Below are 20,283 nucleotides of genomic sequence, written 5' to 3'. Positions count from 1 at the left end.
CCATGAGCGATTTAGTTAAAGTAACCATAGATGGAATAACGGTAGAAGTAGAGCCGGGTACAACTATTCTAAATGCTGCAAGGCAAATAGGAGGTGATATTGTACCTCCTGCAATGTGCTATTATTCAAAGCTTAAAGGTAGTGGCGGTAAATGCCGTACCTGTATTGTAAAAGTAAGTAAAGGTTCTGAAAAGGATCCTAGACCCATGCCTAAATTGGTAGCTTCTTGCCGTACTACAGTTATGGATGGTATGGAGGTACAAAATATAACTTCGCCAGAAGTACTTGAAGCCCGTGCAGGAGTTGTGGAGATTTTATTGATTAACCACCCGCTAGATTGTCCTATTTGTGATCAGGCAGGAGAGTGCGACTTACAGAACTTGGGATATGAGCATGGTTTACAGAAAACCAGATATGAGTTTGAACGCAGAACTTTTGATAGGATAGATATAGGAGATAAGATACAGTTGCATATGAATCGTTGTATCTTGTGCTATCGTTGCGTATTTACTGCAGATCAAATTACAGATAAACGAGTACATGGTATTTTAAATCGTGGAGACCATTCCGAGATTTCTACTTATATCCAAAACGCGGTAGACAATGATTTCTCAGGGAACGTTATCGATGTGTGTCCAGTAGGTGCTTTAACTGATAAAACTTTCCGTTTTAAAAATCGTGTTTGGTTTACCAAGCCAGTTGATGCACATAGAAACTGCTCACATGAAAAATGTAACGGAAAAGTAACGTTATGGTACAAGGGAGAAGACGTTTTACGTGTTACAGCTAGAAAAGATCAATTTGGAGAGGTAGAAGAGTTTATCTGTAACGAGTGCCGTTTCGATAAAAAGAAAACTTCTGATTGGACATTGGAACATCCAACTCATATATCAGATACATCTGTAATTTCATCAAATCACTACGAGACATTTAAGCCGCTTCCGGTAATTAAAGAAAATCCTGAATTACAGGCGGCTAATAAAATTGAGTTAGAAAAAACAACCAAGTTTTAATGGATACTAATTTTGTTATAGAAAAATTTATACTGGTAACGGTAATTTTTGCAATCAGCTTAGTTATTGCCATGTACTCTACCTACGCCGAACGTAAAGTTGCTGCATTCTTGCAAGATCGTTTAGGACCAGACAGAGCAGGGCCGTTTGGTATTCTACAGCCTTTAGCTGATGGTATCAAAATGTTCATGAAAGAAGAAATTATACCGAGCAGTTCAAATAAATGGTTGTTTTTGGTAGGGCCCGGGCTGGCCATGTTATGTGCCTGTATAGGCACCGCAGTAATACCATGGGGACAGGACATTACCATAAATGGCAAAGTAATGCCTTTACAGGTGACAGATATTAATGTTGGCCTGTTGTATATTTTTGGTGTAGTTTCTTTAGGTGTTTACGGAATTATGATTGGTGGATGGGCATCAAATAATAAATTCTCTTTATTAAGTGCAATTCGCGCTGCTTCGCAAAATATCAGCTATGAAATAGCTATGGGGCTTTCAATTATTGCCCTTTTATTGGTTACAAATACACTAAGTTTAAAAGGCATAGTTGAACAGCAACATGGTTTTGGATGGAATATTTGGGTACAACCATTAGGCTTTTTAATCTTTATGGTATGTTCATTCGCAGAAACCAATCGTGCACCTTTTGACTTGCCTGAGTGTGAGGCCGAGCTAAATGGAGGTTACCATATGGAGTACTCGTCAATGAAATTAGGCTTCTACCTGTTTGCAGAGTACATCAATATGTTTGTTTCTTCAACAGTAATGGCTACGCTTTATTTTGGAGGATATAACTATCCGGGCATGGATTATATGGCTACTCTCTTAGGACCTTTTTGGGCTCCTTTGTTTGGTTCATTCATATTTTTTATGAAGATTTTTGCATTTATCTTCTTCTTCATGTGGGTACGTTGGACTATTCCACGTTTCCGCTATGACCAGTTGATGAATTTGGGCTGGAAGGTTTTAATTCCTTTAGCTATTGCAAATATTGTTATTACAGGTATTGTTATCGCATTAGTAAATAATTTTTAATGGAATCATTAAGTAATAGGAAAAAGGTATTGGAGCAAAAGTCGCTCAATTTGGCAGAGAAAATGTATTTACCTGTCATTGCGAAAGGCTTGGCTACTACTATTAGTCACTTTTTCAAAAAAAGTGCAACCATTAAATATCCTGAACAGGAAAGAGAATTTTCTCTGAACTGGAGAGGGATGCACTCTTTAAAAAGAGATGAGGAAGGAAGAGAACGTTGTACAGCCTGTGGATTATGTGCGTTATCATGTCCTGCAGAAGCAATTACAATGATTGCAGCTGAACGTAAAAATGATGAGAAACATTTATATAGAGAGGAGAAATATGCAGCAGTATATGAAATAAATATGTTGCGTTGCATTTTCTGCGGTTTATGTGAGGAGGCCTGTCCAAAAGAAGCAATCTATCTTGACGGCCCTATTGTTCCGGCAGATTATTTACGTAAAAACTTTATTTACGGTAAAGATAAACTGGTAGAAGCTCCTTTGGAGAAGTAAAACAATTAACAAATGTTCTGCTAAACTGATAATTAAATCAGGTGAAACAGAAAATAAAAACTAAACAAAATTAATGGGTACATCAGTATTCTATTTCGTAGCAACATTAAGTATATTCTTTGCTTTAATGGTAATTTTTGCAAAAAATCCCATTCATAGTGTATTATACTTGATTTTAACGTTTTTTACGTTTACTGTGCACTACGTTCTACTTAATGCACAATTTTTGGCCGTAGTTAATTTTATTGTATATATGGGAGCTATCATGGTACTCTTTTTATTTGTACTGATGCTACTCAATCTCAATAAAGAAAATGAACCGAATAAAACTGCACTAATTAAGGTAATAGGCGTAGTTGCGGGAGGTTGTTTGTTCATAACCCTGGCAGGATCATTAAAAGCGGTATCAATCAATAATCCTTTAACATTAAGCAATCCTAATATTGGTTTAGTAGAGAATTTAGGGAAAGAGCTTTTTGGGCCTTTTATGCTGCCTTTTGAGCTTTCGTCTATCTTGTTATTAAGTGCAATGGTTGGGGCAGTATTGTTAACAAAAAAAGAAGAAAAAGATAATGGGTAACGTAGTTGAAACCATGCAAACAGTACCACTAAATCATTATATATGGTTTTGTGCAGCTATTTTTACGATTGGCGTAATCGGTGTTCTGATACGTAGAAATGCCATCGTTATCTTCATGTCTGTAGAGTTAATGTTAAACGCAGTGAACCTGCTACTGGCAGCGTTTTCAGTGCATCATAACGATTCTTCGGGACAGGTTTTTGTATTCTTTATTATGGCTTTGGCTGCTGCAGAAGTGGCAATAGGCCTAAGTATTATTGTAATGGTATACAGGAATACGCAATCGATAGATATTAATGTGTTAAACCGCCTTAAGTGGTAATTTTATTATAGTAAGATGATTGAAAGTTTACTTTGGTTAGTTCCGCTGCTTCCGCTTTTAGGTTTTATCATAAACGGTTTAGGAAGAAATAAATTAAATAAAGCTGTTGTTGGCTTTATTGGAAGTGGGGTAATCTTTACCTCATTTATACTGAGCTTATACTTGTTTTTTCAGCTAAGTACATTGGCAGATAAACAAGTTACCGTAACACTTTTTGATTGGATAAGTGTAGGTAATTTACATATTCCACTTTCGTTTCTGTATGATCCGTTAAGTTCGGTAATGCTTCTGATAATAACCGGTATTGGATTTTTAATACATATTTATTCTACAGCTTATATGCATGAAGATGCAGGCTTTGGTAAGTTTTTTAGTTACCTCAACTTGTTTATCTTTTTTATGCTTATTCTGGTTTTGGGATCAAATTACATCGTAATGTTTATAGGCTGGGAAGGTGTAGGTTTATGTTCCTATTTACTGATTGGTTTTTGGTATACCAACCGTAATTACGCCAGCGCTGCCAAAAAAGCCTTTATAATGAACCGTATTGGTGATTTAGGTTTTTTATTAGGTGTATTTTTAATGTTTGGCTTTTTTGGTAGTATAGAATTTGCTAAAGTTTTTCCTTTGGCAGCTAAAATGTTGCCAGGCCATGGTACATTGATAGCTATTACATTATTGCTGTTTATTGGTGCTTGTGGTAAATCGGCTCAGTTACCTTTGTTTACCTGGCTACCTGATGCAATGGCGGGTCCAACACCAGTTTCGGCGTTAATACACGCAGCTACCATGGTAACAGCTGGTATCTATATGATAGCGAGGTCAAGCGTATTGTTTGATCTGGCTCCAGTTACGCAAAATGTAATTGCTATTATTGGAATGGCAACAGCGTTAATAGCGGCACTAATTGCTTTAACACAAACAGATATTAAAAAGGTGCTGGCTTACTCAACCGTATCTCAGTTGGGCTATATGTTCTTAGGCTTAGGAGTGGGTGCTTACACTGGATCGTTCTTCCATGTACTTACACATGCCTTTTTTAAAGCACTTTTATTTTTAGGGGCAGGTTCTGTAATACATGCTATGCACCATGAGCAAGATATGCGCCATATGGGAGGTTTAAAAGGTAAATTAAAAACTACTTTTGCTACCATGATGATTGGTACTATTGCTATTGCGGGTTTACCTCCATTTTCAGGCTTTTTCTCAAAAGATGAAATTTTGGCTTACACGTTTCAGCAGAATCAAATATTGTGGATCATAGGGGTGTTTACAGCTTTCTTAACCTCTTTTTATATGTTTAGAATGATGTTTTTAACTTTCTATGGCAAGTATAGAGGTACACATCATGAAGAAAGCCATATTCACGAATCGCCAAAGGCAATGACTATGCCTTTAATTATTTTGGCCATTCTTTCAATCTTAGGTGGATTGATTAATATGCCTCATATATTTGGCGGTAATGCTTGGTTAGCAAGCTGGTTATCCGGAGCAAATGTTAGCCATAACGAGCTGAGCTTAGATCATAGTACAGAATTCATTTTAATGGGTATTTCTGTAGCAGCGGCTTTGGTTGCACTACTATATGCATACAACAGATATGTTAAAAATTCCGATATTCCGGTTGCAGATGAAGCTCCTCGATCTTTCCTTGAAAAACTTTCTTATCATAAATTCTATCTAGATGAGATTTATGAGGCTATTATCAGAAAACCTTTAGATGCTTTGTCTAAATTTTTCTATAAAGTGGTTGACACAAAAATTATAGATGGAATTGTAAACAGTTTAGGCTGGTCTGCAAATGAAGGAAGCAAAGGCTTGAGGTTATTACAATCAGGAAATGTAGGTTACTATATTTTACTGATGGTAGTAGGCGTAATTGCCCTGATGTTATACACATATTTATCATTATCGTAAAAAAGGCTCAATAAATATAAATGGAACTTTTACTACTTATATTTTTACCATTAGTTGGCGCAATTCTTACCTCTTTTATTAAAGGCAACGGCGCAAAAACTACTGCATTAATATTCTCAATTATATCACTCGTTATTACTGGTGCTATCGTCTGTCAGTTTACTCCTGATGCAACTCGTCAGTTTGTGACTAACGTAAATTGGATAACTCAATTAGGTATTCACTTTAACGTTGGTATAGACGGAATTAGTTTAATCACTGTAATCCTAACCAATATTTTAACTCCGCTGATTATTTTAGCGAGCTATAAGCACAATTATGATAATTCAAATGCTTTTTATGGCTTGATATTATTCATGCAGAGCGGATTAATTGTAGTGTTCACTGCCTTTGATGCTTTTTTATTCTATATAGGATGGGAAGCTGCTTTAATCCCAATTTATTTTATCTGTGCAATGTGGGGAGGCAAAGACCGTATTAAAGTAAACATGAAGTTTTTTGTTTATACGATCGCTGGCTCTTTGTTTATGCTTCTGGGCATCATTTATCTGTATTTGCAAAACCCTATCCATAATTTTGATATCAATGCTTTCTATGCACTTAACTTAGATACTACTCAGCAATCGTGGATATTCTGGGCTTTCTTTTTAGCTTTTGCAATTAAGATGCCTGTTTTCCCTTTCCATACTTGGCAACCAGATACTTATACCACTGCACCTGCTACAGGTACTATGTTATTGGCGGGCATCATGCTAAAGATGGGAGTTTATGGAGCCGTAAGATGGCTTATACCAGTTGTACCTCAGGGAACAGATACATGGCTTTCTCTAGTTATGGTATTAGCGGTAATAGGTGTTGTTTATGCCTCTATTATTGCCTTTAAACAAAGAGATGCTAAACGTTTAATTGCCTATTCATCAGTTGCCCACGTAGGTTTGATTGCTGCGGGTGTATTTGCTTTTACTATGCAAAGTTTGCAAGGAGTTATGATGCAGATGTTAAGTCACGGTATCAACGTTATAGGTTTATTCTTTGTATTGGATATTATATACTCGAGACTTAGAACTAACAAAATAGAAGAATTGGGAGGTTTGGCAAAGGTTGCGCCACAGTTAGCCATCGTGTTTCTGATTATTGTACTGGGAACTGTTGCTTTACCAGGGACTAACGGATTTATCGGTGAGTTTCTATTATTGCTAAGCGTATATAACTATAACGCTTGGCTTGGAGCAGTTGCTGGCTTAACTATTATTTTTGGCGCAGTATATATGTTCAGAACATATCAGAACATTATGTTGGGCGAGACCAATACACTTACGGCTGGCTTTACAGATATTAAAGGCTCAGAAAAAATTGTACTTTATACTATTTGTGCTTTAGTTATTATTATAGGTGTATATCCTAAGCCATTATTGCATCTTTCAGAAGCATCAATACAACATTTATTGGAACAAGTAAATCAAAAATTAACAGGGGTAAATTAGCAGATGAATATAATTATAACCATCGCCGTAACGGCTTTAGTAGTACTTTATGCAGGTTTGTTTAAAGCTAAAAAAGCATTATTGCCTTTAACACTCCTAGGATTATTGGTAGCTTTCGGATTTACCGTATGTAGCTGGAACAATCCGGTAACCTATTACGGAATGCTACATGTAGATAATTTTGCATTGGCTTTTTCAGGTATTTCAATTATCAGTACTTTACTGATATTCTTACTCACGCAAAATTACTTTGCCAGCAATAGCAAGAACATAGCAGAATATTTCACACTGATTTTATTTGCATTATCTGGTATTATCATGATGGTTTCTTATAAAAACCTTTCAATGTTGTTTATAGGAATAGAAATCATGTCTGTAAACTTGTACATCCTTGCGGGTATCAGAAAGCTAAATTTTGCCTCAAACGAAGCTTCATTAAAATATTTTCTGATGGGAGCTTTTTCAACAGGTTTCCTATTGTTTGGTATTACCCTTGTTTATGGAGCTACAGGTTCTTTTGATATAGATGTTATCCAAAATAAACTAGTTAACAGCATTACAACGGTATCGCCATTATTTTATCCGGGTATAATATTAATCATGATTGGTTTATGTTTCAAAGTAGGAGCGGCTCCTTTTCACTTCTGGACCCCTGATGTGTATGAAGGTGCGCCAACATTGATTACAACTTTTATGTCAACGGTTGTTAAAACAGCAGGTTTTGCTGCATTCTTAAGACTTTTTGCAGGTGCATTTGAACCTTTGCATGATTTCTGGACACCAGCTTTAGGCATCATTGTAATTGTAACGCTGTGTGTTGGAAATATTACCGCATTGTACCAGAAAAGCTTTAAACGTATGCTGGCATATTCAAGTATTTCGCATGCGGGATATTTGTTGTTCTCACTGATCATTATCAGTGCTGCTTCTGCTAATAATATTTTTGTTTATGCTTCTGCTTATACATTGGCCAGTGTAATTGCTTTTGCCGTATTGATATTGGTTAAACAAAAAACAGGGAGTGATGATATAGACGGCTTTAACGGTTTAGCTAAGAAAAATCCTTTTATTGCATTTGCCTTAACTGTTGCAATGTTGTCAATGGCAGGAATACCCTTAACAGCAGGCTTTATTGGTAAATACCTAATGTTTCTGAATGTTATGCACGGATACCATTTACTTTTATTGGTAATAGCGGTGTTAAATGCTTTAATAGGCTTCTATTACTATTTTAAAGTAATTGTAGCTATGTACTTCAAAGAAGGAGATGATCTATCGCTTGAAACACCAACGCAATATAAATTGGTTTTTGCATTGTCTGTTGTAGGTATATTGTTAATTGGTATCTATCCTAATATTATTTTAAACATCATATAGAATAATAGTGATATACAGAATTATTTGTAGTTTTACAAATATTTCAACATGCAAGAATTTTTAAATTCATTACATCATTTGATAGATCCTGAAAAGCTTCTTAGAGAAGGCGGGTTTTATTTAGTTGTATTTGTAATTTTTGCAGAAACAGGTCTTTTTTTTGGTTTTTTCTTGCCTGGCGATTACCTTCTCTTTTTAGCAGGCATGTTTGTGGCAACCGGTAAGCTTGATGTAAGCATTTATACGCTTGTTTTTAGCTTGTGTGCTGCTGCTATACTGGGTAATTTTACCGGCTATTGGTTTGGCAAAAAAACAGGACCTGTCTTATATACCAGAAAAGACACATTCTTTTTTAAGAAAAGATACCTGAAATCTGCTGAGAGCTATTACCAAAAACAAGGAGCGTTTGCCCTTATTATGGGACGTTTTGTTCCTATTGTTAGAACCTTTGCACCCATTATAGCGGGCATAGTAAGACTTGAGTTTAAGAAATTTGCATTTTACAATATTTCAGGTGCAATTTTGTGGATTTTTTCACTAACCCTCTTGGGTTATTTTTTAGGCAAAAGTTTTGCTAGACAAATAGAAGAATATCTAATTTATATCATAATTGGATTTATTTTAATTACAACTATACCATTACTTATTACCTTTGTAAAAGAAAAGTTGTCAAAAAACGATAATAATAACTAAGAATTAGAGTTTAAAAATAAAAATGAGTAAAGACGAGCACCATCCGTGGCACAGTGTATCTCCGGGAGAAGAATTACCCGAAGTAGTTAACGCAATCATCGAAATTCCAAAAGGGTCAAAAGCAAAATACGAGATCGACAAAAACTCAAGCTTGATTAAATTAGACAGAGTACTTTTTTCTTCTGTAATGTATCCGGCAAATTATGGTTTTATTCCACAAACTTTTTGTGATGATAACGATCCGTTAGATATCCTTGTTTTATGTTCTGTAGATGTGTTTCCTATGACAATCATCGAAGCAAAAGTTATCGGTGTAATGCATATGGTTGATAATGGCGAGCAGGATGATAAAATTATTGCTGTGGCTAAAAACGACCCATCATTGAATTATATTAATGATTTACCTGATCTGCCTCCGCATACCATGAAAGAAATTGTTAAATTCTTTCAGGACTACAAAGCCTTAGAAAACAAACAGGTTACTATAGAACATCTGTTAGGTGTGCGTTATGCACATAAAGTAATACAGGAAAGTATAGAGCTTTATAATAAAACTTTTAGAAACAACGCTTAATAATGGCCTGGGATATATTCTTGACTTTGTTTTTAGTGCTTTTAAACGGCTTTTTTGTAGCCGCAGAATTCTCTATTGTAAAAGTTAGAGGTTCGCAAATTGAAATAAAAGCAAAGTCGGGAAGTGGCGTTGGCAAGATGGCTAAACATATTGTTAACCATCTTGACGGCTATCTGGCAGCTACTCAGTTGGGCATTACCTTAGCTTCTCTGGGCTTAGGTTGGGTAGGAGAAAGAGTAATGCATGAGATCATACATGATGCATTGCTTAATGTTGGGTTTAGTGAAACCTTAATTACATCTATTTCTACCGTAATAGCCTTTTCAATCATTACCATAATGCATATTGTGTTTGGAGAACTGGCACCTAAAAGTTTAGCTATACAAAGACCCGTAGCAACCACTTTATTTGTTGCGTTTCCGTTACATGCCTTTTATATTATAGGTAGGCCTATAATCTGGCTGCTAAACGGTTTTGCTACACTCATCCTTAAACCTTTTGGAATTGTTGCTGGAGGGCACGAATCATCTCATAGCACAGAAGAACTCCATTACCTGCTAGAGCAAGGTAAAGAAAGTGGCGCTTTAGATACCAATGAGCATGAGCTGATTAAAAATGTTTTTGATTTTAATGAGCGTGTGGTTAGAAGCATTATGGTCCCTCGTACAAAGATTGCAGGTATAGATATCGATTCAAAAAATAATGAGGTTGTGGAAATGATTGTGAAAGAGGGCTACTCACGTTTACCTGTGTATGTTGATACAATGGATAAAATAGTGGGTATAATTCATGCAAAAGATATCTTGCCTTTACTTGCCGATAATAAAGAATGGGCATTGAGAGATATCATTAGAAAAGCTTATTTCATACCCGAAACCAAAAAAATCAATGATCTATTAAGCGAACTTCAGCTAAAACGTATTCAAATTGCAATTGTTTTAGATGAGTTTGGAGGTACTGCTGGAATGGTAACTTTAGAAGATATCGTTGAAGAGCTGGTAGGTGAAATTCAGGATGAGTACGATGAAGAAAAACCTATTGTTGAAAAAATATCTGATACAGAATTTATTGTAAATGCTTATGCTACGGTATATGATGTAAATGAGCATTTGCCACACGATCTTCCAGAAGATGAAGATTTTGATACGGTTGGAGGCTTGGTTTCACATGCTTTTGGAAAAATTCCTGAAGTAGGAGAGAGAGCAGCATGTTATGGCTATAATTTTACTGTACTGAAAAAAACTGAGCATAATATTGAGACTGTAAAGCTGGAAGTGATCATAGATAAAGAAGAAATGGTAGATCTGCATTAAATTTTAGATTTATGCATTTATTTTATACCCCCGATCTAAAAACGGATACCTATACTTTAAACGAAGAAGAAAGTAAACATTGCAGTAAAGTTCTAAGGCTTAACGTAGGTGATACTGTACAGCTTATCGATGGAGTAGGAGGTTTATATGAGGCAGAGATTACGGCGGTAAATAAACGTAACGTAGATCTTAAAATCATTAATCACATAAAAGATTATGGTAAAAGAGATTTTCACATCCATATTGCCATAGCACCTACTAAAAATATTGACAGGTTTGAGTGGTTTCTTGAAAAAACAACCGAGATAGGCATAGATGAAATTACACCTCTTATCTGCGAAAGATCAGAACGTAAAGTAATTAAGGCAGAGCGCTTAGAAAAAGTAATTACATCTGCTGTTAAGCAATCTATTAAAGCTTATCACCCAAAATTAAATGCGGCAATAAACTTACAGGAGTTTCTGCAGCAGGCAAAAGCAGATCATAAACTGATTGCTCATTGCCTGGATGGAGACGATAAGCAATATATCAATACACAGGTTAAAAATCAGCAATCTTATTTAATACTCATTGGCCCCGAAGGCGATTTTTCTCCTGCTGAAATAAGCTCTGCTTTGCAAAATGGTTATAAACCGGTAACTTTAGGCAATACACGTCTCAGAACTGAAACAGCAGGTCTGGCCGCTTGTTTTGAACTAAATTACATCAATAGATGAATCAATTTAAGATTGGCAACATTAAGATGGTCACCTCAGACGATCTTCGCAGGAAAATGAAGCGTAAATGGCGCGTCTTATATCCTATTCTGTTGATTTTTCTTTTTATGGGTTTTACACCGCCATCGTATAAAATAGCTAAACTTAAATATAATGGAGGAGGTGATTGGTATGCCAACCGTACAGCGCTTCCCAATTTAATTGAGTTCTGTAATAAAAACTTGTCTACAAACTTTTATACCCCCGAAGATGTGGTAGATGTTGGGAGCGAAGAGTTATATAATTATTCATTTATTTATATGACCGGACATGGTAACGTAGTTTTTAGTGATGCTGAAGCAATGAATTTGCGTAGGTATCTAACAGGAGGAGGCTTCCTGCATATAGACGATAATTATGGTCTTGATAAATTTATTAGACCTCAGATGAAAAAAGTATTTCCAGAATTAGATTTCGTGGAATTACCCCCAAATCATAAAATATATAATCAAAAGTTTAAGTTTCCGGGAGGATTACCCAAAATACATGAACATGATAACAAAAGACCCCAAGGTTTTGCATTGATCTATAAAGGCAGGGTGGTCTGTTATTATACTTATGAGTGCGATCTAGGCAACGGTTGGGAAGACTTTGGGACTTATCCTTCAGATACGCAGGAAACTCGTTTAAAAGCCTTAAAAATGGGGGCTAATTTAATTCAGTACGCATTAACCAATTGATATGAACCAGGTAAAAGTAAACGGTAATTTTAATTACGATATTTCAATAAACAATAAAGAGATCAAAGTGGGTGATCAGATCATTAATATAGATCAGATGAAAGTAAATGATTATATAACCCATATCCTTCATAACAACAAATCATATACCGTAGAACTTATCGCCTTAAATAAAGAAGAAAAAGAAGCCACAATAAAGGTTAACAATAATATTTACCAAGTTGCTGTTAAAGATCAGTATGATCAGTTGTTAAAACAATTGGGTTTGGAAAATATGACTTCTAATAAAGTTTCTCAAATTAAGGCCCCTATGCCCGGGTTGGTTCTAAATGTACTGGTACAGGCGGGACAAGAAGTTAAAAAAGGAGATAGCCTTCTTGTACTTGAAGCCATGAAAATGGAGAACATGATTAAATCGCCAACAGATGGGATCATAAAAAAGATAGAAGTTAAGCAAGGTGATAAAGTAGAAAAGAACGTATTGCTGATCAGCTTTAACTAAAATTAAAAGAGGGTGGTATATACCTGGCTTACAGGATTTAATAAAGTAAACGATTAGGCCAGGTAAAAGAAATAATGAGGGTGAGATAGTATCAATAAAGGAAAGAAGTGCCAATACTGTTTGGACCATAAGCCTAAAGTATGAATTAGAATTTTACTACTTAATAAAACTAAAGTTGGTAACAGAGCAATGAGTAGAGCTTTATACTTTTACTTCATTTTGCTAAATAAACAGGGTCACAATCGCAATTGTGCCTTGCAATAAGCCTAAAATAACAATCGGATCAAAAAAACTGACAGCGCGGTGCATATTCTGATTTAAGATTATTACATGTTGATCTGAAATAAAAAGCCCCATAAGTAATAACTTACAGGGCTTTTCTATTTTGAGCGAAGTGCTCCGTATTACTTAGATTTGAATGCCTTAGCTGGAGCAACTTTAAACTGGGGTTTACCCGAAGGTTTTACCTCTGATGCACCCAACATGGTCATTGCGCAACGGAAACCGATATCAGCTGTAGATTCTGTTTGTTGCATATATCTTCTTGAAGCTGGATTTAACCAGATCGCCTGATCATCCCATGAACCGCCTTTATAAACTCTTGATTTATCATTAATCAATGTCAATACCTCACCGTTGCTCAATTTAACTTCTGGGTCTCTGTAGCCACGTTGATCTGGGTTATAAGTACCTCCTGGAACACTGTCTTGTAGAAGCTGTGACCAGGTTTGTTTAACTCCAGAAATAGCAGGCTTCATTATAGGCATGCCATGTTTGTCTTTTGCAATTGTACCAGTATTGGCATCTCTGGATTTATTCTCATACTCATTACCCCTGTATGGATTTAAACCTTCTGTTGCCTGAAATGTTTTAGAACGGTATACATCAGCTACCCACTCATTTACGTTTCCGGCCATGTTGTAAAGACCAAAATCGTTAGGCGTAAAACTTCTTACAGGCATAGTTAAACTACCTTTATCATTTAATGAGCCTCCAACACCCATATAATCTCCTTTACCTCTTTTAAAGTTGGCCAAGATCATACCACGGGTTTGTTTTTTAGGAGAAGTAATGCCCAATCCGTTCCAAGGGTATACTTTTTTCTGATTGATGTTTGAATATTTTGTATTACCGATTAACCCTAATGCGGCATATTCCCACTCAGCTTCTGTAGGAAGGCGGTAAGGTTGTAAGATTACACCGTCTTCAAGACGTACAGGCCTGCGGTTGCCTTTGCCAGGTTTGTTCAGGTCTTGAGGTGCTTTTTTGCCCACATCTTTGATTTGACCATTAAGATATATTTCGGTATTAAAAGGTTCTCCACTTGTTTTTGGGGCAGAATTCGCAGCTGATGGTTTGTTTAAATCCTTAAATGTTGTCATGTAACCTTTTTCTCGCAACAATAATTCGTTTACTCTGTCAGTCCTCCAATCACAATAATCGTTAGCTTGCTCCCAAGATACCCCAACGACAGGATAATCCTGATAAGCAGGGTGTCTTAAATAATTATTAACATAAGGCTCGTTAAAAGATAAAGGTCTTCTCCAAACTAAAGTATCAGGCAAAGCAGTATAATAATATTCTCTATCCTGAGGGAAATTTGTTTTAATCCAGTGTAGATATTCAAGCCAGTCAGTGTTAGAAACCTCAGTTTCATCCATATAAAAAGAGCTTACAGTTACCTGTCTTTTATAGTTATAGTCACCTATATCCTGACCCGGTACATCAATAGCGCTTCCGCCCATGATAAATTCACCACCTTCAATTTCCACTAAACCGGGGCCTGGCCCGCGTTTATACTTTTTATTAACCTCAAAACCTCCATTCTCACGTTTATTATAGGCATATCCGGTTTTGCTCGACACATTGCCGCCTTTTTTCCCTGATCCACACGAAGCAAGCAGACCTACACTAAGAAATGCAGATAATGTGTATAAGTATAGTTTGTTCATAAATTTCTACAAATTGGCTTTCGAAGTTAAAATTACACAAAAAAGAAACAGTGACAAAAAAGTTTTTGCTTAAATATTTTAAATACGGAAATAAGGATGGTTTTTTGCTCATTCAAAGATAGTTTGCCCTTAAACAAGCATAACATTATGGCCTGTTTTTAACTGGGGTTAAGCACGTTTTTGTTTGTAGAATTTTTTACTCAGAAATATTCTCAGTGTATATATTTTAATGAGCATATATTATAGTCTTTCCCTTTTCGTTATAGTTGTGTTGCAATAAATAGTTAAACTGTTAACTTTGAAAAAATTACGTTAAAAACTAAGATTGCTTTAAGATCTAACACTCACAAACCATGAATTTAAAAAATGGCGGGGCTCTACTTTTCTCGATAATTCTAAGCTGTATTACCCTTATACAAGCTAAGGCTCAAAATACGGATGGAACTCGAACAAATAACGTAATGACAGGTGTTCCATTTTTGTTAATTACACCCGATGCAAGAGCCGGGGCCATGGGAGAAACTGGAGTTGCAATTTTGCCAGATGCAAATGCAATGAGTATTAATCCATCTAAACTGGCTTTTCTGGAAAAACCTTATGGAGTTTCTCTTTCATACAGTCCATGGTTAAAAAGCCTTGTTCCAGACATTAATTTAGCTTATTTAAGCGGCTATTACCGTGCCGATGATCGGACTACTATAGGAGCATCGTTAAGATATTTTTCTTTAGGAAATATTCCTTTGGTTGATGAGAACAGAAATGAACAAGGAATGTTTAATCCTAATGAGTTTGCCATTGATGGGACCTTTGCCAGAAAATTTGGTGAAGAATTTTCATTAGGAACTACTGCAAGATTTATTTATTCTAATTTAACATCTGGTCAGATCACGGGTGGACAACAAAAACCAGGAACTGCATTTGCGGTTGATGTATCGGGGTTTTTTAAAAAACCTACCGTTATGTTTGGTAAAGATGCCATCCTCTCTGCAGGAATTAACCTATCTAACATCGGTACCAAAGTAAATTATTCAGATGCGGCAGATAAACCTTTTCTGCCTGCTAATTTTAAACTTGGCGGAGCTTCTACTTTTATATTAGATGATTATAACCAGATTAGCATTGGTTTGGATTTTAATAAACTGATGGTTCCTACACAACCTATAAGAGATAACAATGGAAATATTATAGCAGGTAAAGATCCGAATGTTTCGGTGCCTGCAGGTATATTCCAGTCATTTTCGGATGCTCCCGGAGGTTTTAGTGAGGAATTAAAAGAAATTAGTATTTCTACAGGGGTTGAATACTGGTATAACCAGCAATTTGCTGTAAGAGGGGGCTATTTTTATGAATCTCCACAAAAAGGCGACAGAAGATACCTTACTTTAGGAGCAGGTCTAAAATACAATGTATTCAATCTCGACTTTGCTTATCTAGTAGGCAGCCCTCAGAAAAATCCTTTAGCCAATACGTTGCGTTTTACACTTATATTTAATTTCGACCGCGAAACAAAAAAATGAAAATCAAGGTAGGTTTTGGTTTTGATGTTCACCAATTAAAAGAAAATCATCCGTTCATAGTAGGAGGCGTAAATTTAGAGCACTATAAAGGCGCTTTTGGTCATTCTGACGCAGATGTGCTTTTACATGCCATTTGTGATGCCCTTTTGGGTGCAGCTAATCTTAGAGATATAGGGTTTCATTTCAAAAATACAGACGAAAAGTGGAAGGGAATAAGCAGTCTGATTTTATTAGAAGAAGTAGTTAAGCTTTTAAAAGAGAAGCATTATGAAATTGGAAACATAGATGCTATGCTTTGCATAGAGGAACCTAAGATTAATCCGCATATACTGCAAATGCAGAAGAACATTGCCAAAGCCGCTGGGATTTCTACAGATGATATTTCTATCAAAGCTACAACTAATGAGCAAATGGGTTTTATTGGCAGAGAAGAAGGTGTGGTTGCTTATGCGGTTTGTTTAATACAGAAGATTTAATTAAAAACGGGCAACTCTGAGTTGAGTCTGCCCGTGAATTACATAATTATTTACTCCTATTATTCTTCTAAATATCCGAACTTGCCATTATTATAATCATTGATTGCCTGTTCTATTTCTTCCGGTTTATTCATTAAAAACGGTCCGTATACGGCTATTGGCTCATTAATGGGTTCGCCACTTAAAACTAAGATCAAGGCATCAGAATTGGCTTCTATCTCAATCAGTTCACCTTCATTTTCAAAATAAATCAATTGGTTAGTTTCTGCTTTTTTATTGTGATTAACCGTAATGTTTCCTTCTATTACAAGTAAAGCGGTGTGATAACCGGCAGGTAAGGTAAAATCTATCTTACTGTTATTTTGAAGATGCAGGTTATACATCTCAATAGGACTAAAAGTATCTGCGCTTCCTTTTATACCTTTAAAATTTCCTGCAATTACATCGGCATAACTACTATTATCAGCAAAATTATATCGGGCAATCTTATCTTTTTGTAAGGCCTGGTATTTTGGTTTGCTCATTTTAAATTTAGCCGGCAGGTTTACCCAAAGTTGTACCATTTGAAAAGGACCACCTGTTTTTGTGAAATTTTCTTCATGATATTCTTTATGTAATATTCCGCTAGCGGCAGTCATCCATTGTATATCTCCCGGAAATATTGTTCCACTATTACCTGCGCTATCATGATGTGAAACAGCTCCCTGATATGCAATGGTAACGGTTTCAAAGCCCCGATGAGGATGCACACCTACGCCCCGTGGTGTATTTCTGGGAGAGAAATCGATTTTGGCATTATAATCAAGCAAAAAGAATGGATCCATTTTAATTTTATACCCTCCCGGGAAAAAATTATGAACTCTAAATCCATCACCTACCATATGAGGTGCAGGAGGGTTTAAGATCCCTGCAACCTGTTTTATATTTGCTTGCATAATTGTTTTCTCCTTGTTTTAAAATTTAATGTGATTAAGCTTGCTTTACAAATTGCAACTCACCTAATATTTTTACTTCATCGCTAACCATTACACCACCTGTTTCAAGGGCGGCATTCCAGGTTAAGCCAAAGTCGCCACGATTGATTTTTCCGTTTATGGTAAAACCTGCTTTAGTATTACCCCAAGGATCTGTGTTTACTCCACCTAATTCGGCTTTTAGCTTTATTTCTTTAGTTACGTCTTTAATGGTTAAATTTCCGGCCACTATAAAATCATCACCGTCTTTTGTTATACCGGTTGATTTAAATGTCATTTCAGGGTATTTCTCTGCATCAAAGAAGTCTCCGCTTCTTAAATGATTGTCACGATCCTGATTGCGGGTATCTATGCTTGACATATCCGCTTTAAAATCTACTTGCATGTTTTCAAAGTTTTCATCATCTGACGTTAAATCAGCTGAAAAAGATTTAAAATCACCAGTTACGGTAGAAATCATTAAGTGTTTTACTTTGAATTGTAACTCACTGTGAGTTGGGTCTAAAGACCATTTTACTGTTGCCATAATTTTATGTTTTAAATTCTTGTTTAAATTTTATAACACAAAATTACGATAGCAGTTTTAGTTGGTAATTGATTTATGTTAAGAAATGGTATAGTTAATTTTTTTTAAAATGTTTATGAGCCAGATCTTTACGTACACGACTTAAAGACTCAGGTGTAACACCTAAGTAAGATGCAATCATCCACTGGGGTACACGTAATGTAAGGTTTGGATAGAGCTTAATAAAATCTAAATATCTATCTTCTGCAGTGGCACCCAAAAGCATGTTTATTCTTTTTTGCATAAAACGTATAGAGTTATGCAGCATTAAAATATTGAGTTCTAAAATCTGAGGTACAATATTTTTAATATCGCTAAAGAAATCTTTGGGAACAATTACCACTTCGGTTTGCTCAATGGCATCGATGAATAATTGTGAGGGTTCATTAAAGATAGAACTGTCTCGATCAGAGATTACCCAGTTTTCAGGAGCAAATTGTATAATATGTTCTTTTCCTTTTTCGTCTATAGTAAAACTCCGGAGGAGGCCACTATTTACAAAATAATTATCTGAACGCAGATCTCCTGGGCTTAAAATAATCTGTCCTTTCTTAAAAGTCTTGGTATTAAGGCATGAGGTGGCTTCTACAGCTTGTGCATCGGTAAGCTGTAAGCGTGATTTTAGATATAATTGAAAATGCTCAAGCACCTGTTTATTTTTCTTTTGGGTTTATTTTAGAGAAATCTGCACTGCATTTACCACAACCCGAAGCACAGGAGCCATTTTTAGGCGCTATTGATCTGTAGATAATTCTACCTACATACCACAGCGCTCCTAAAAAGAGCCCTATCATAATGATGAATTGTATATCCATTTTACAAAAATAGTATTCTTAAAATCACAGGGTTCAGATTTGTGTAAAATTAAAGAAATAAGCCAGTTGTTCCGCCTACCCAGTCAAAATCTTTATTATGGTTAACACCGATCATCTTGCCTTTGCTTAATCGGGCTAAATTGATGCAGAGCTGCGGCTCTTCATGATCGGGCCAGATATACATTAATCTGATTTCTACCTTAACTCCGCCGTTGGGTGCTTTAACAACAGGGCTATAATTAACCTTACGTTGCAAGATCCAGTTTTCTGGATCCTTAATGTTTTTTATATCCTGTTGAGTTACATCAACAATTACACCTGAACCTGCAAAACTAAAAAGAGGCTTTAATACATAATTTTCCAGATTTGCAGGTAGAGATGATAATTTATCAAGAAATGAGGTTTCGGGTACAAAGGGGCTTTGCAGAAAGGGCATAGTATATTTGCTGATACGATAAAACCAATTTGGGTGTGTTATCCATTCTATATCCAACTCTTCTCTGGGGTCAAACCCTTCTTTAAAAACAGATAAATTGTTTGCTGCTTCGTCAAATATTAAGCGGTTATATATTCTTTTTAGTTCTATTTCTTTACCTCTCTCAATGTAATAAAGTGCTTTGCCTCTTTTCTTAATGTCGGTAATCGACAGGATTTTAATACCCAGTTTTTGAGCGGTTATGTAAAAATCGATAGCTGTTTTTTGATGTAATACATCTATATCCATGAGCGCCACTTGTAAAGGATCTTCATCCCCTACAATTACCTTTTTGAGCAGGTTGAAGTAAGAATTGTTGTCAAAGCCATCAAAATAAGGAGTTAAAAGCGCATTGAGATGATAACTGCTTACATATTTCTCTGCTAATAAAGCTTGAAAACCAAATAGAGAAGGGAAGCCTTGCATTTCAATAAGCATAGGGAGCAGCTCGCCATTCGGATTTTGATGTATGCCAAAATCCATTACAATAAAATGTGGTTGCGCATTTTCATTTGGTACAAGCCAATTAGCAGGAATGGATTTTTGTGTGAGTTCTTTAAAATTAGGCTGTTTAATAAAATTTAAAATATCATCACCTGCTTTAATTAGCTTCTGTTTCAGCTCAACAGGAATAAATACAGGCGTTTCTGCTACTCTGAAAGGAATTTTTGGATAACCCATGTTTAGGCTGTCCAGAAAATTCTGGTATTTCTCTTCCGAAAAATTTCGGTTAAATTCTTGCCTCAGTTCCTTTATCATAAATAT

General features: G+C 35.8%; 22 protein-coding genes. 16 read left to right on the top strand and 6 right to left on the bottom strand.

The window, feature by feature from the left end:
* Window positions 1-2: 2 nt before the first annotated feature.
* The 14 genes from ACLHG9_RS07565 (at window position 3) to ACLHG9_RS07500 (ending at window position 12,744) form a co-directional block, all read left to right on the top strand.
* Window positions 3-1,013, top strand: coding sequence for a 2Fe-2S iron-sulfur cluster-binding protein (locus tag ACLHG9_RS07565; RefSeq protein ID WP_410220889.1), 1,011 nt, complete (start codon window positions 3-5; stop codon window positions 1,011-1,013).
* The gene (nuoH, locus tag ACLHG9_RS07560; protein ID WP_410220888.1) at window positions 1,013-2,050 is read left to right on the top strand and encodes an NADH-quinone oxidoreductase subunit NuoH; all 1,038 of its coding nucleotides are present in this window, start codon (window positions 1,013-1,015) and stop codon (window positions 2,048-2,050) included. The genes ACLHG9_RS07565 and nuoH overlap by 1 nt, the downstream gene beginning before the upstream one ends.
* Window positions 2,050-2,547 carry a NuoI/complex I 23 kDa subunit family protein gene (locus ACLHG9_RS07555; RefSeq protein WP_410220887.1) on the top strand — a complete coding sequence of 166 codons (498 nt, stop codon included), beginning with the start codon at window positions 2,050-2,052 and terminating at the stop codon, window positions 2,545-2,547. The genes nuoH and ACLHG9_RS07555 overlap by 1 nt, the downstream gene beginning before the upstream one ends.
* Before the next feature lie 73 nt (window positions 2,548-2,620).
* Window positions 2,621-3,127: an NADH-quinone oxidoreductase subunit J gene (locus tag ACLHG9_RS07550; protein WP_243359696.1), complete on the top strand. Its 507-nt coding sequence runs from the start codon at window positions 2,621-2,623 to the stop codon at window positions 3,125-3,127.
* Window positions 3,120-3,449, top strand: coding sequence for an NADH-quinone oxidoreductase subunit NuoK (gene nuoK / locus ACLHG9_RS07545; RefSeq protein WP_410220886.1), 330 nt, complete (start codon window positions 3,120-3,122; stop codon window positions 3,447-3,449). The genes ACLHG9_RS07550 and nuoK overlap by 8 nt, the downstream gene beginning before the upstream one ends.
* A gap of 15 nt (window positions 3,450-3,464) precedes the next feature.
* Window positions 3,465-5,366, top strand: coding sequence for an NADH-quinone oxidoreductase subunit L (nuoL, locus tag ACLHG9_RS07540; RefSeq protein WP_410220885.1), 1,902 nt, complete (start codon window positions 3,465-3,467; stop codon window positions 5,364-5,366).
* Between the two features lie 20 nt (window positions 5,367-5,386).
* Window positions 5,387-6,850: a NuoM family protein gene (locus ACLHG9_RS07535; RefSeq protein WP_410220884.1), complete on the top strand. Its 1,464-nt coding sequence runs from the start codon at window positions 5,387-5,389 to the stop codon at window positions 6,848-6,850.
* A gap of 3 nt (window positions 6,851-6,853) precedes the next feature.
* A complete protein-coding gene (locus ACLHG9_RS07530; protein ID WP_410220883.1) occupies window positions 6,854-8,227 on the top strand; it encodes an NADH-quinone oxidoreductase subunit N in 1,374 nt (457 codons plus the stop codon).
* Window positions 8,228-8,275: 48 nt separating this feature from the next.
* Window positions 8,276-8,920, top strand: a complete 645-nt coding sequence (locus ACLHG9_RS07525) for a DedA family protein (protein ID WP_410220882.1) — start codon at window positions 8,276-8,278, stop codon at window positions 8,918-8,920.
* Window positions 8,921-8,942: 22 nt separating this feature from the next.
* On the top strand, window positions 8,943-9,494 hold the full coding sequence (locus ACLHG9_RS07520; protein WP_243359716.1) for an inorganic diphosphatase: 552 nt from the start codon (window positions 8,943-8,945) through the stop codon (window positions 9,492-9,494).
* A 2-nt stretch (window positions 9,495-9,496) separates the two neighbouring features.
* Window positions 9,497-10,807, top strand: coding sequence for a hemolysin family protein (locus ACLHG9_RS07515; protein ID WP_410220881.1), 1,311 nt, complete (start codon window positions 9,497-9,499; stop codon window positions 10,805-10,807).
* Window positions 10,808-10,818: 11 nt separating this feature from the next.
* The gene (locus ACLHG9_RS07510) at window positions 10,819-11,523 is read left to right on the top strand and encodes a 16S rRNA (uracil(1498)-N(3))-methyltransferase (RefSeq protein WP_410220880.1); all 705 of its coding nucleotides are present in this window, start codon (window positions 10,819-10,821) and stop codon (window positions 11,521-11,523) included.
* Window positions 11,524-11,630: 107 nt separating this feature from the next.
* The gene (locus ACLHG9_RS07505) at window positions 11,631-12,242 is read left to right on the top strand and encodes a DUF4159 domain-containing protein (protein ID WP_410220978.1); all 612 of its coding nucleotides are present in this window, start codon (window positions 11,631-11,633) and stop codon (window positions 12,240-12,242) included.
* A 1-nt stretch (window position 12,243) separates the two neighbouring features.
* Window positions 12,244-12,744 (top strand): biotin/lipoyl-containing protein, encoded by a 501-nt coding sequence (locus ACLHG9_RS07500; RefSeq protein ID WP_410220879.1) that lies wholly within the window; start codon window positions 12,244-12,246, stop codon window positions 12,742-12,744.
* A 404-nt stretch (window positions 12,745-13,148) separates the two neighbouring features.
* On the opposite strand, the gene ACLHG9_RS07495 is transcribed toward ACLHG9_RS07500, so the two are convergent.
* Window positions 13,149-14,696: an SUMF1/EgtB/PvdO family nonheme iron enzyme gene (locus ACLHG9_RS07495; protein ID WP_410220878.1), complete on the bottom strand. Its 1,548-nt coding sequence runs from the start codon at window positions 14,694-14,696 to the stop codon at window positions 13,149-13,151.
* Between the two features lie 353 nt (window positions 14,697-15,049).
* Here ACLHG9_RS07495 and porV point away from each other — a divergent pair, with 353 nt between their 5' ends.
* Window positions 15,050-16,213, top strand: coding sequence for a type IX secretion system outer membrane channel protein PorV (gene porV / locus ACLHG9_RS07490; protein WP_410220877.1), 1,164 nt, complete (start codon window positions 15,050-15,052; stop codon window positions 16,211-16,213).
* Window positions 16,210-16,689: a 2-C-methyl-D-erythritol 2,4-cyclodiphosphate synthase gene (gene ispF / locus ACLHG9_RS07485; protein WP_410220876.1), complete on the top strand. Its 480-nt coding sequence runs from the start codon at window positions 16,210-16,212 to the stop codon at window positions 16,687-16,689. Before porV ends, ispF begins: the two co-directional genes overlap by 4 nt.
* Window positions 16,690-16,748: 59 nt before the next feature.
* Here the strand turns inward: ispF and ACLHG9_RS07480 are convergent, their stop codons facing one another.
* The 5 genes from ACLHG9_RS07480 to ACLHG9_RS07460 all read right to left on the bottom strand — a co-directional run bounded on the left by ACLHG9_RS07480 (window position 16,749) and on the right by ACLHG9_RS07460 (window position 20,277).
* Window positions 16,749-17,624, bottom strand: a complete 876-nt coding sequence (locus ACLHG9_RS07480) for a pirin family protein (protein WP_410220875.1) — start codon at window positions 17,622-17,624, stop codon at window positions 16,749-16,751.
* Window positions 17,625-17,658: 34 nt separating this feature from the next.
* Window positions 17,659-18,189, bottom strand: a complete 531-nt coding sequence (locus ACLHG9_RS07475) for a YceI family protein (RefSeq protein WP_410220874.1) — start codon at window positions 18,187-18,189, stop codon at window positions 17,659-17,661.
* Between the two features lie 94 nt (window positions 18,190-18,283).
* Window positions 18,284-18,877 (bottom strand): Crp/Fnr family transcriptional regulator, encoded by a 594-nt coding sequence (locus ACLHG9_RS07470; RefSeq protein ID WP_410220873.1) that lies wholly within the window; start codon window positions 18,875-18,877, stop codon window positions 18,284-18,286.
* Between the two features lie 4 nt (window positions 18,878-18,881).
* Window positions 18,882-19,043: a FeoB-associated Cys-rich membrane protein gene (locus ACLHG9_RS07465; RefSeq protein ID WP_410220872.1), complete on the bottom strand. Its 162-nt coding sequence runs from the start codon at window positions 19,041-19,043 to the stop codon at window positions 18,882-18,884.
* 49 nt (window positions 19,044-19,092) lie between these two features.
* On the bottom strand, window positions 19,093-20,277 hold the full coding sequence (locus ACLHG9_RS07460; RefSeq protein WP_410220871.1) for a hypothetical protein: 1,185 nt from the start codon (window positions 20,275-20,277) through the stop codon (window positions 19,093-19,095).
* Window positions 20,278-20,283 lie beyond the last annotated feature (6 nt).

This window comes from Pedobacter sp., from assembly GCF_046462515.1.
GTDB lineage: Bacteria > Bacteroidota > Bacteroidia > Sphingobacteriales > Sphingobacteriaceae > Pedobacter.
The sequence above is the reverse complement of the archived record's forward strand: the minus strand, read 5'-3'. Positions and strand labels throughout refer to the sequence as shown.

Excerpts from the sequence above, each read along its gene's own strand:
- ACLHG9_RS07565 (WP_410220889.1), top strand. The coding sequence starts at position 3 with ATGAGCGATTTAGTTAAAGTAACCATAGATGGAATAACGGTAGAAGTA.
- nuoH (WP_410220888.1), top strand. The coding sequence starts at position 1,013 with ATGGATACTAATTTTGTTATAGAAAAATTTATACTGGTAACGGTAATT.
- ACLHG9_RS07555 (WP_410220887.1), top strand. The coding sequence starts at position 2,050 with ATGGAATCATTAAGTAATAGGAAAAAGGTATTGGAGCAAAAGTCGCTC.
- ACLHG9_RS07550 (WP_243359696.1), top strand. The coding sequence starts at position 2,621 with ATGGGTACATCAGTATTCTATTTCGTAGCAACATTAAGTATATTCTTT.
- nuoK (WP_410220886.1), top strand. The coding sequence starts at position 3,120 with ATGGGTAACGTAGTTGAAACCATGCAAACAGTACCACTAAATCATTAT.
- nuoL (WP_410220885.1), top strand. The coding sequence starts at position 3,465 with ATGATTGAAAGTTTACTTTGGTTAGTTCCGCTGCTTCCGCTTTTAGGT.
- ACLHG9_RS07535 (WP_410220884.1), top strand. The coding sequence starts at position 5,387 with ATGGAACTTTTACTACTTATATTTTTACCATTAGTTGGCGCAATTCTT.
- ACLHG9_RS07530 (WP_410220883.1), top strand. The coding sequence starts at position 6,854 with ATGAATATAATTATAACCATCGCCGTAACGGCTTTAGTAGTACTTTAT.
- ACLHG9_RS07525 (WP_410220882.1), top strand. The coding sequence starts at position 8,276 with ATGCAAGAATTTTTAAATTCATTACATCATTTGATAGATCCTGAAAAG.
- ACLHG9_RS07520 (WP_243359716.1), top strand. The coding sequence starts at position 8,943 with ATGAGTAAAGACGAGCACCATCCGTGGCACAGTGTATCTCCGGGAGAA.
- ACLHG9_RS07515 (WP_410220881.1), top strand. The coding sequence starts at position 9,497 with ATGGCCTGGGATATATTCTTGACTTTGTTTTTAGTGCTTTTAAACGGC.
- ACLHG9_RS07510 (WP_410220880.1), top strand. The coding sequence starts at position 10,819 with ATGCATTTATTTTATACCCCCGATCTAAAAACGGATACCTATACTTTA.
- ACLHG9_RS07505 (WP_410220978.1), top strand. The coding sequence starts at position 11,631 with ATGGGTTTTACACCGCCATCGTATAAAATAGCTAAACTTAAATATAAT.
- ACLHG9_RS07500 (WP_410220879.1), top strand. The coding sequence starts at position 12,244 with ATGAACCAGGTAAAAGTAAACGGTAATTTTAATTACGATATTTCAATA.
- ACLHG9_RS07495 (WP_410220878.1), bottom strand. The coding sequence starts at position 14,696 with ATGAACAAACTATACTTATACACATTATCTGCATTTCTTAGTGTAGGT.
- porV (WP_410220877.1), top strand. The coding sequence starts at position 15,050 with ATGAATTTAAAAAATGGCGGGGCTCTACTTTTCTCGATAATTCTAAGC.
- ispF (WP_410220876.1), top strand. The coding sequence starts at position 16,210 with ATGAAAATCAAGGTAGGTTTTGGTTTTGATGTTCACCAATTAAAAGAA.
- ACLHG9_RS07480 (WP_410220875.1), bottom strand. The coding sequence starts at position 17,624 with ATGCAAGCAAATATAAAACAGGTTGCAGGGATCTTAAACCCTCCTGCA.
- ACLHG9_RS07475 (WP_410220874.1), bottom strand. The coding sequence starts at position 18,189 with ATGGCAACAGTAAAATGGTCTTTAGACCCAACTCACAGTGAGTTACAA.
- ACLHG9_RS07465 (WP_410220872.1), bottom strand. The coding sequence starts at position 19,043 with ATGGATATACAATTCATCATTATGATAGGGCTCTTTTTAGGAGCGCTG.
- ACLHG9_RS07460 (WP_410220871.1), bottom strand. The coding sequence starts at position 20,277 with ATGATAAAGGAACTGAGGCAAGAATTTAACCGAAATTTTTCGGAAGAG.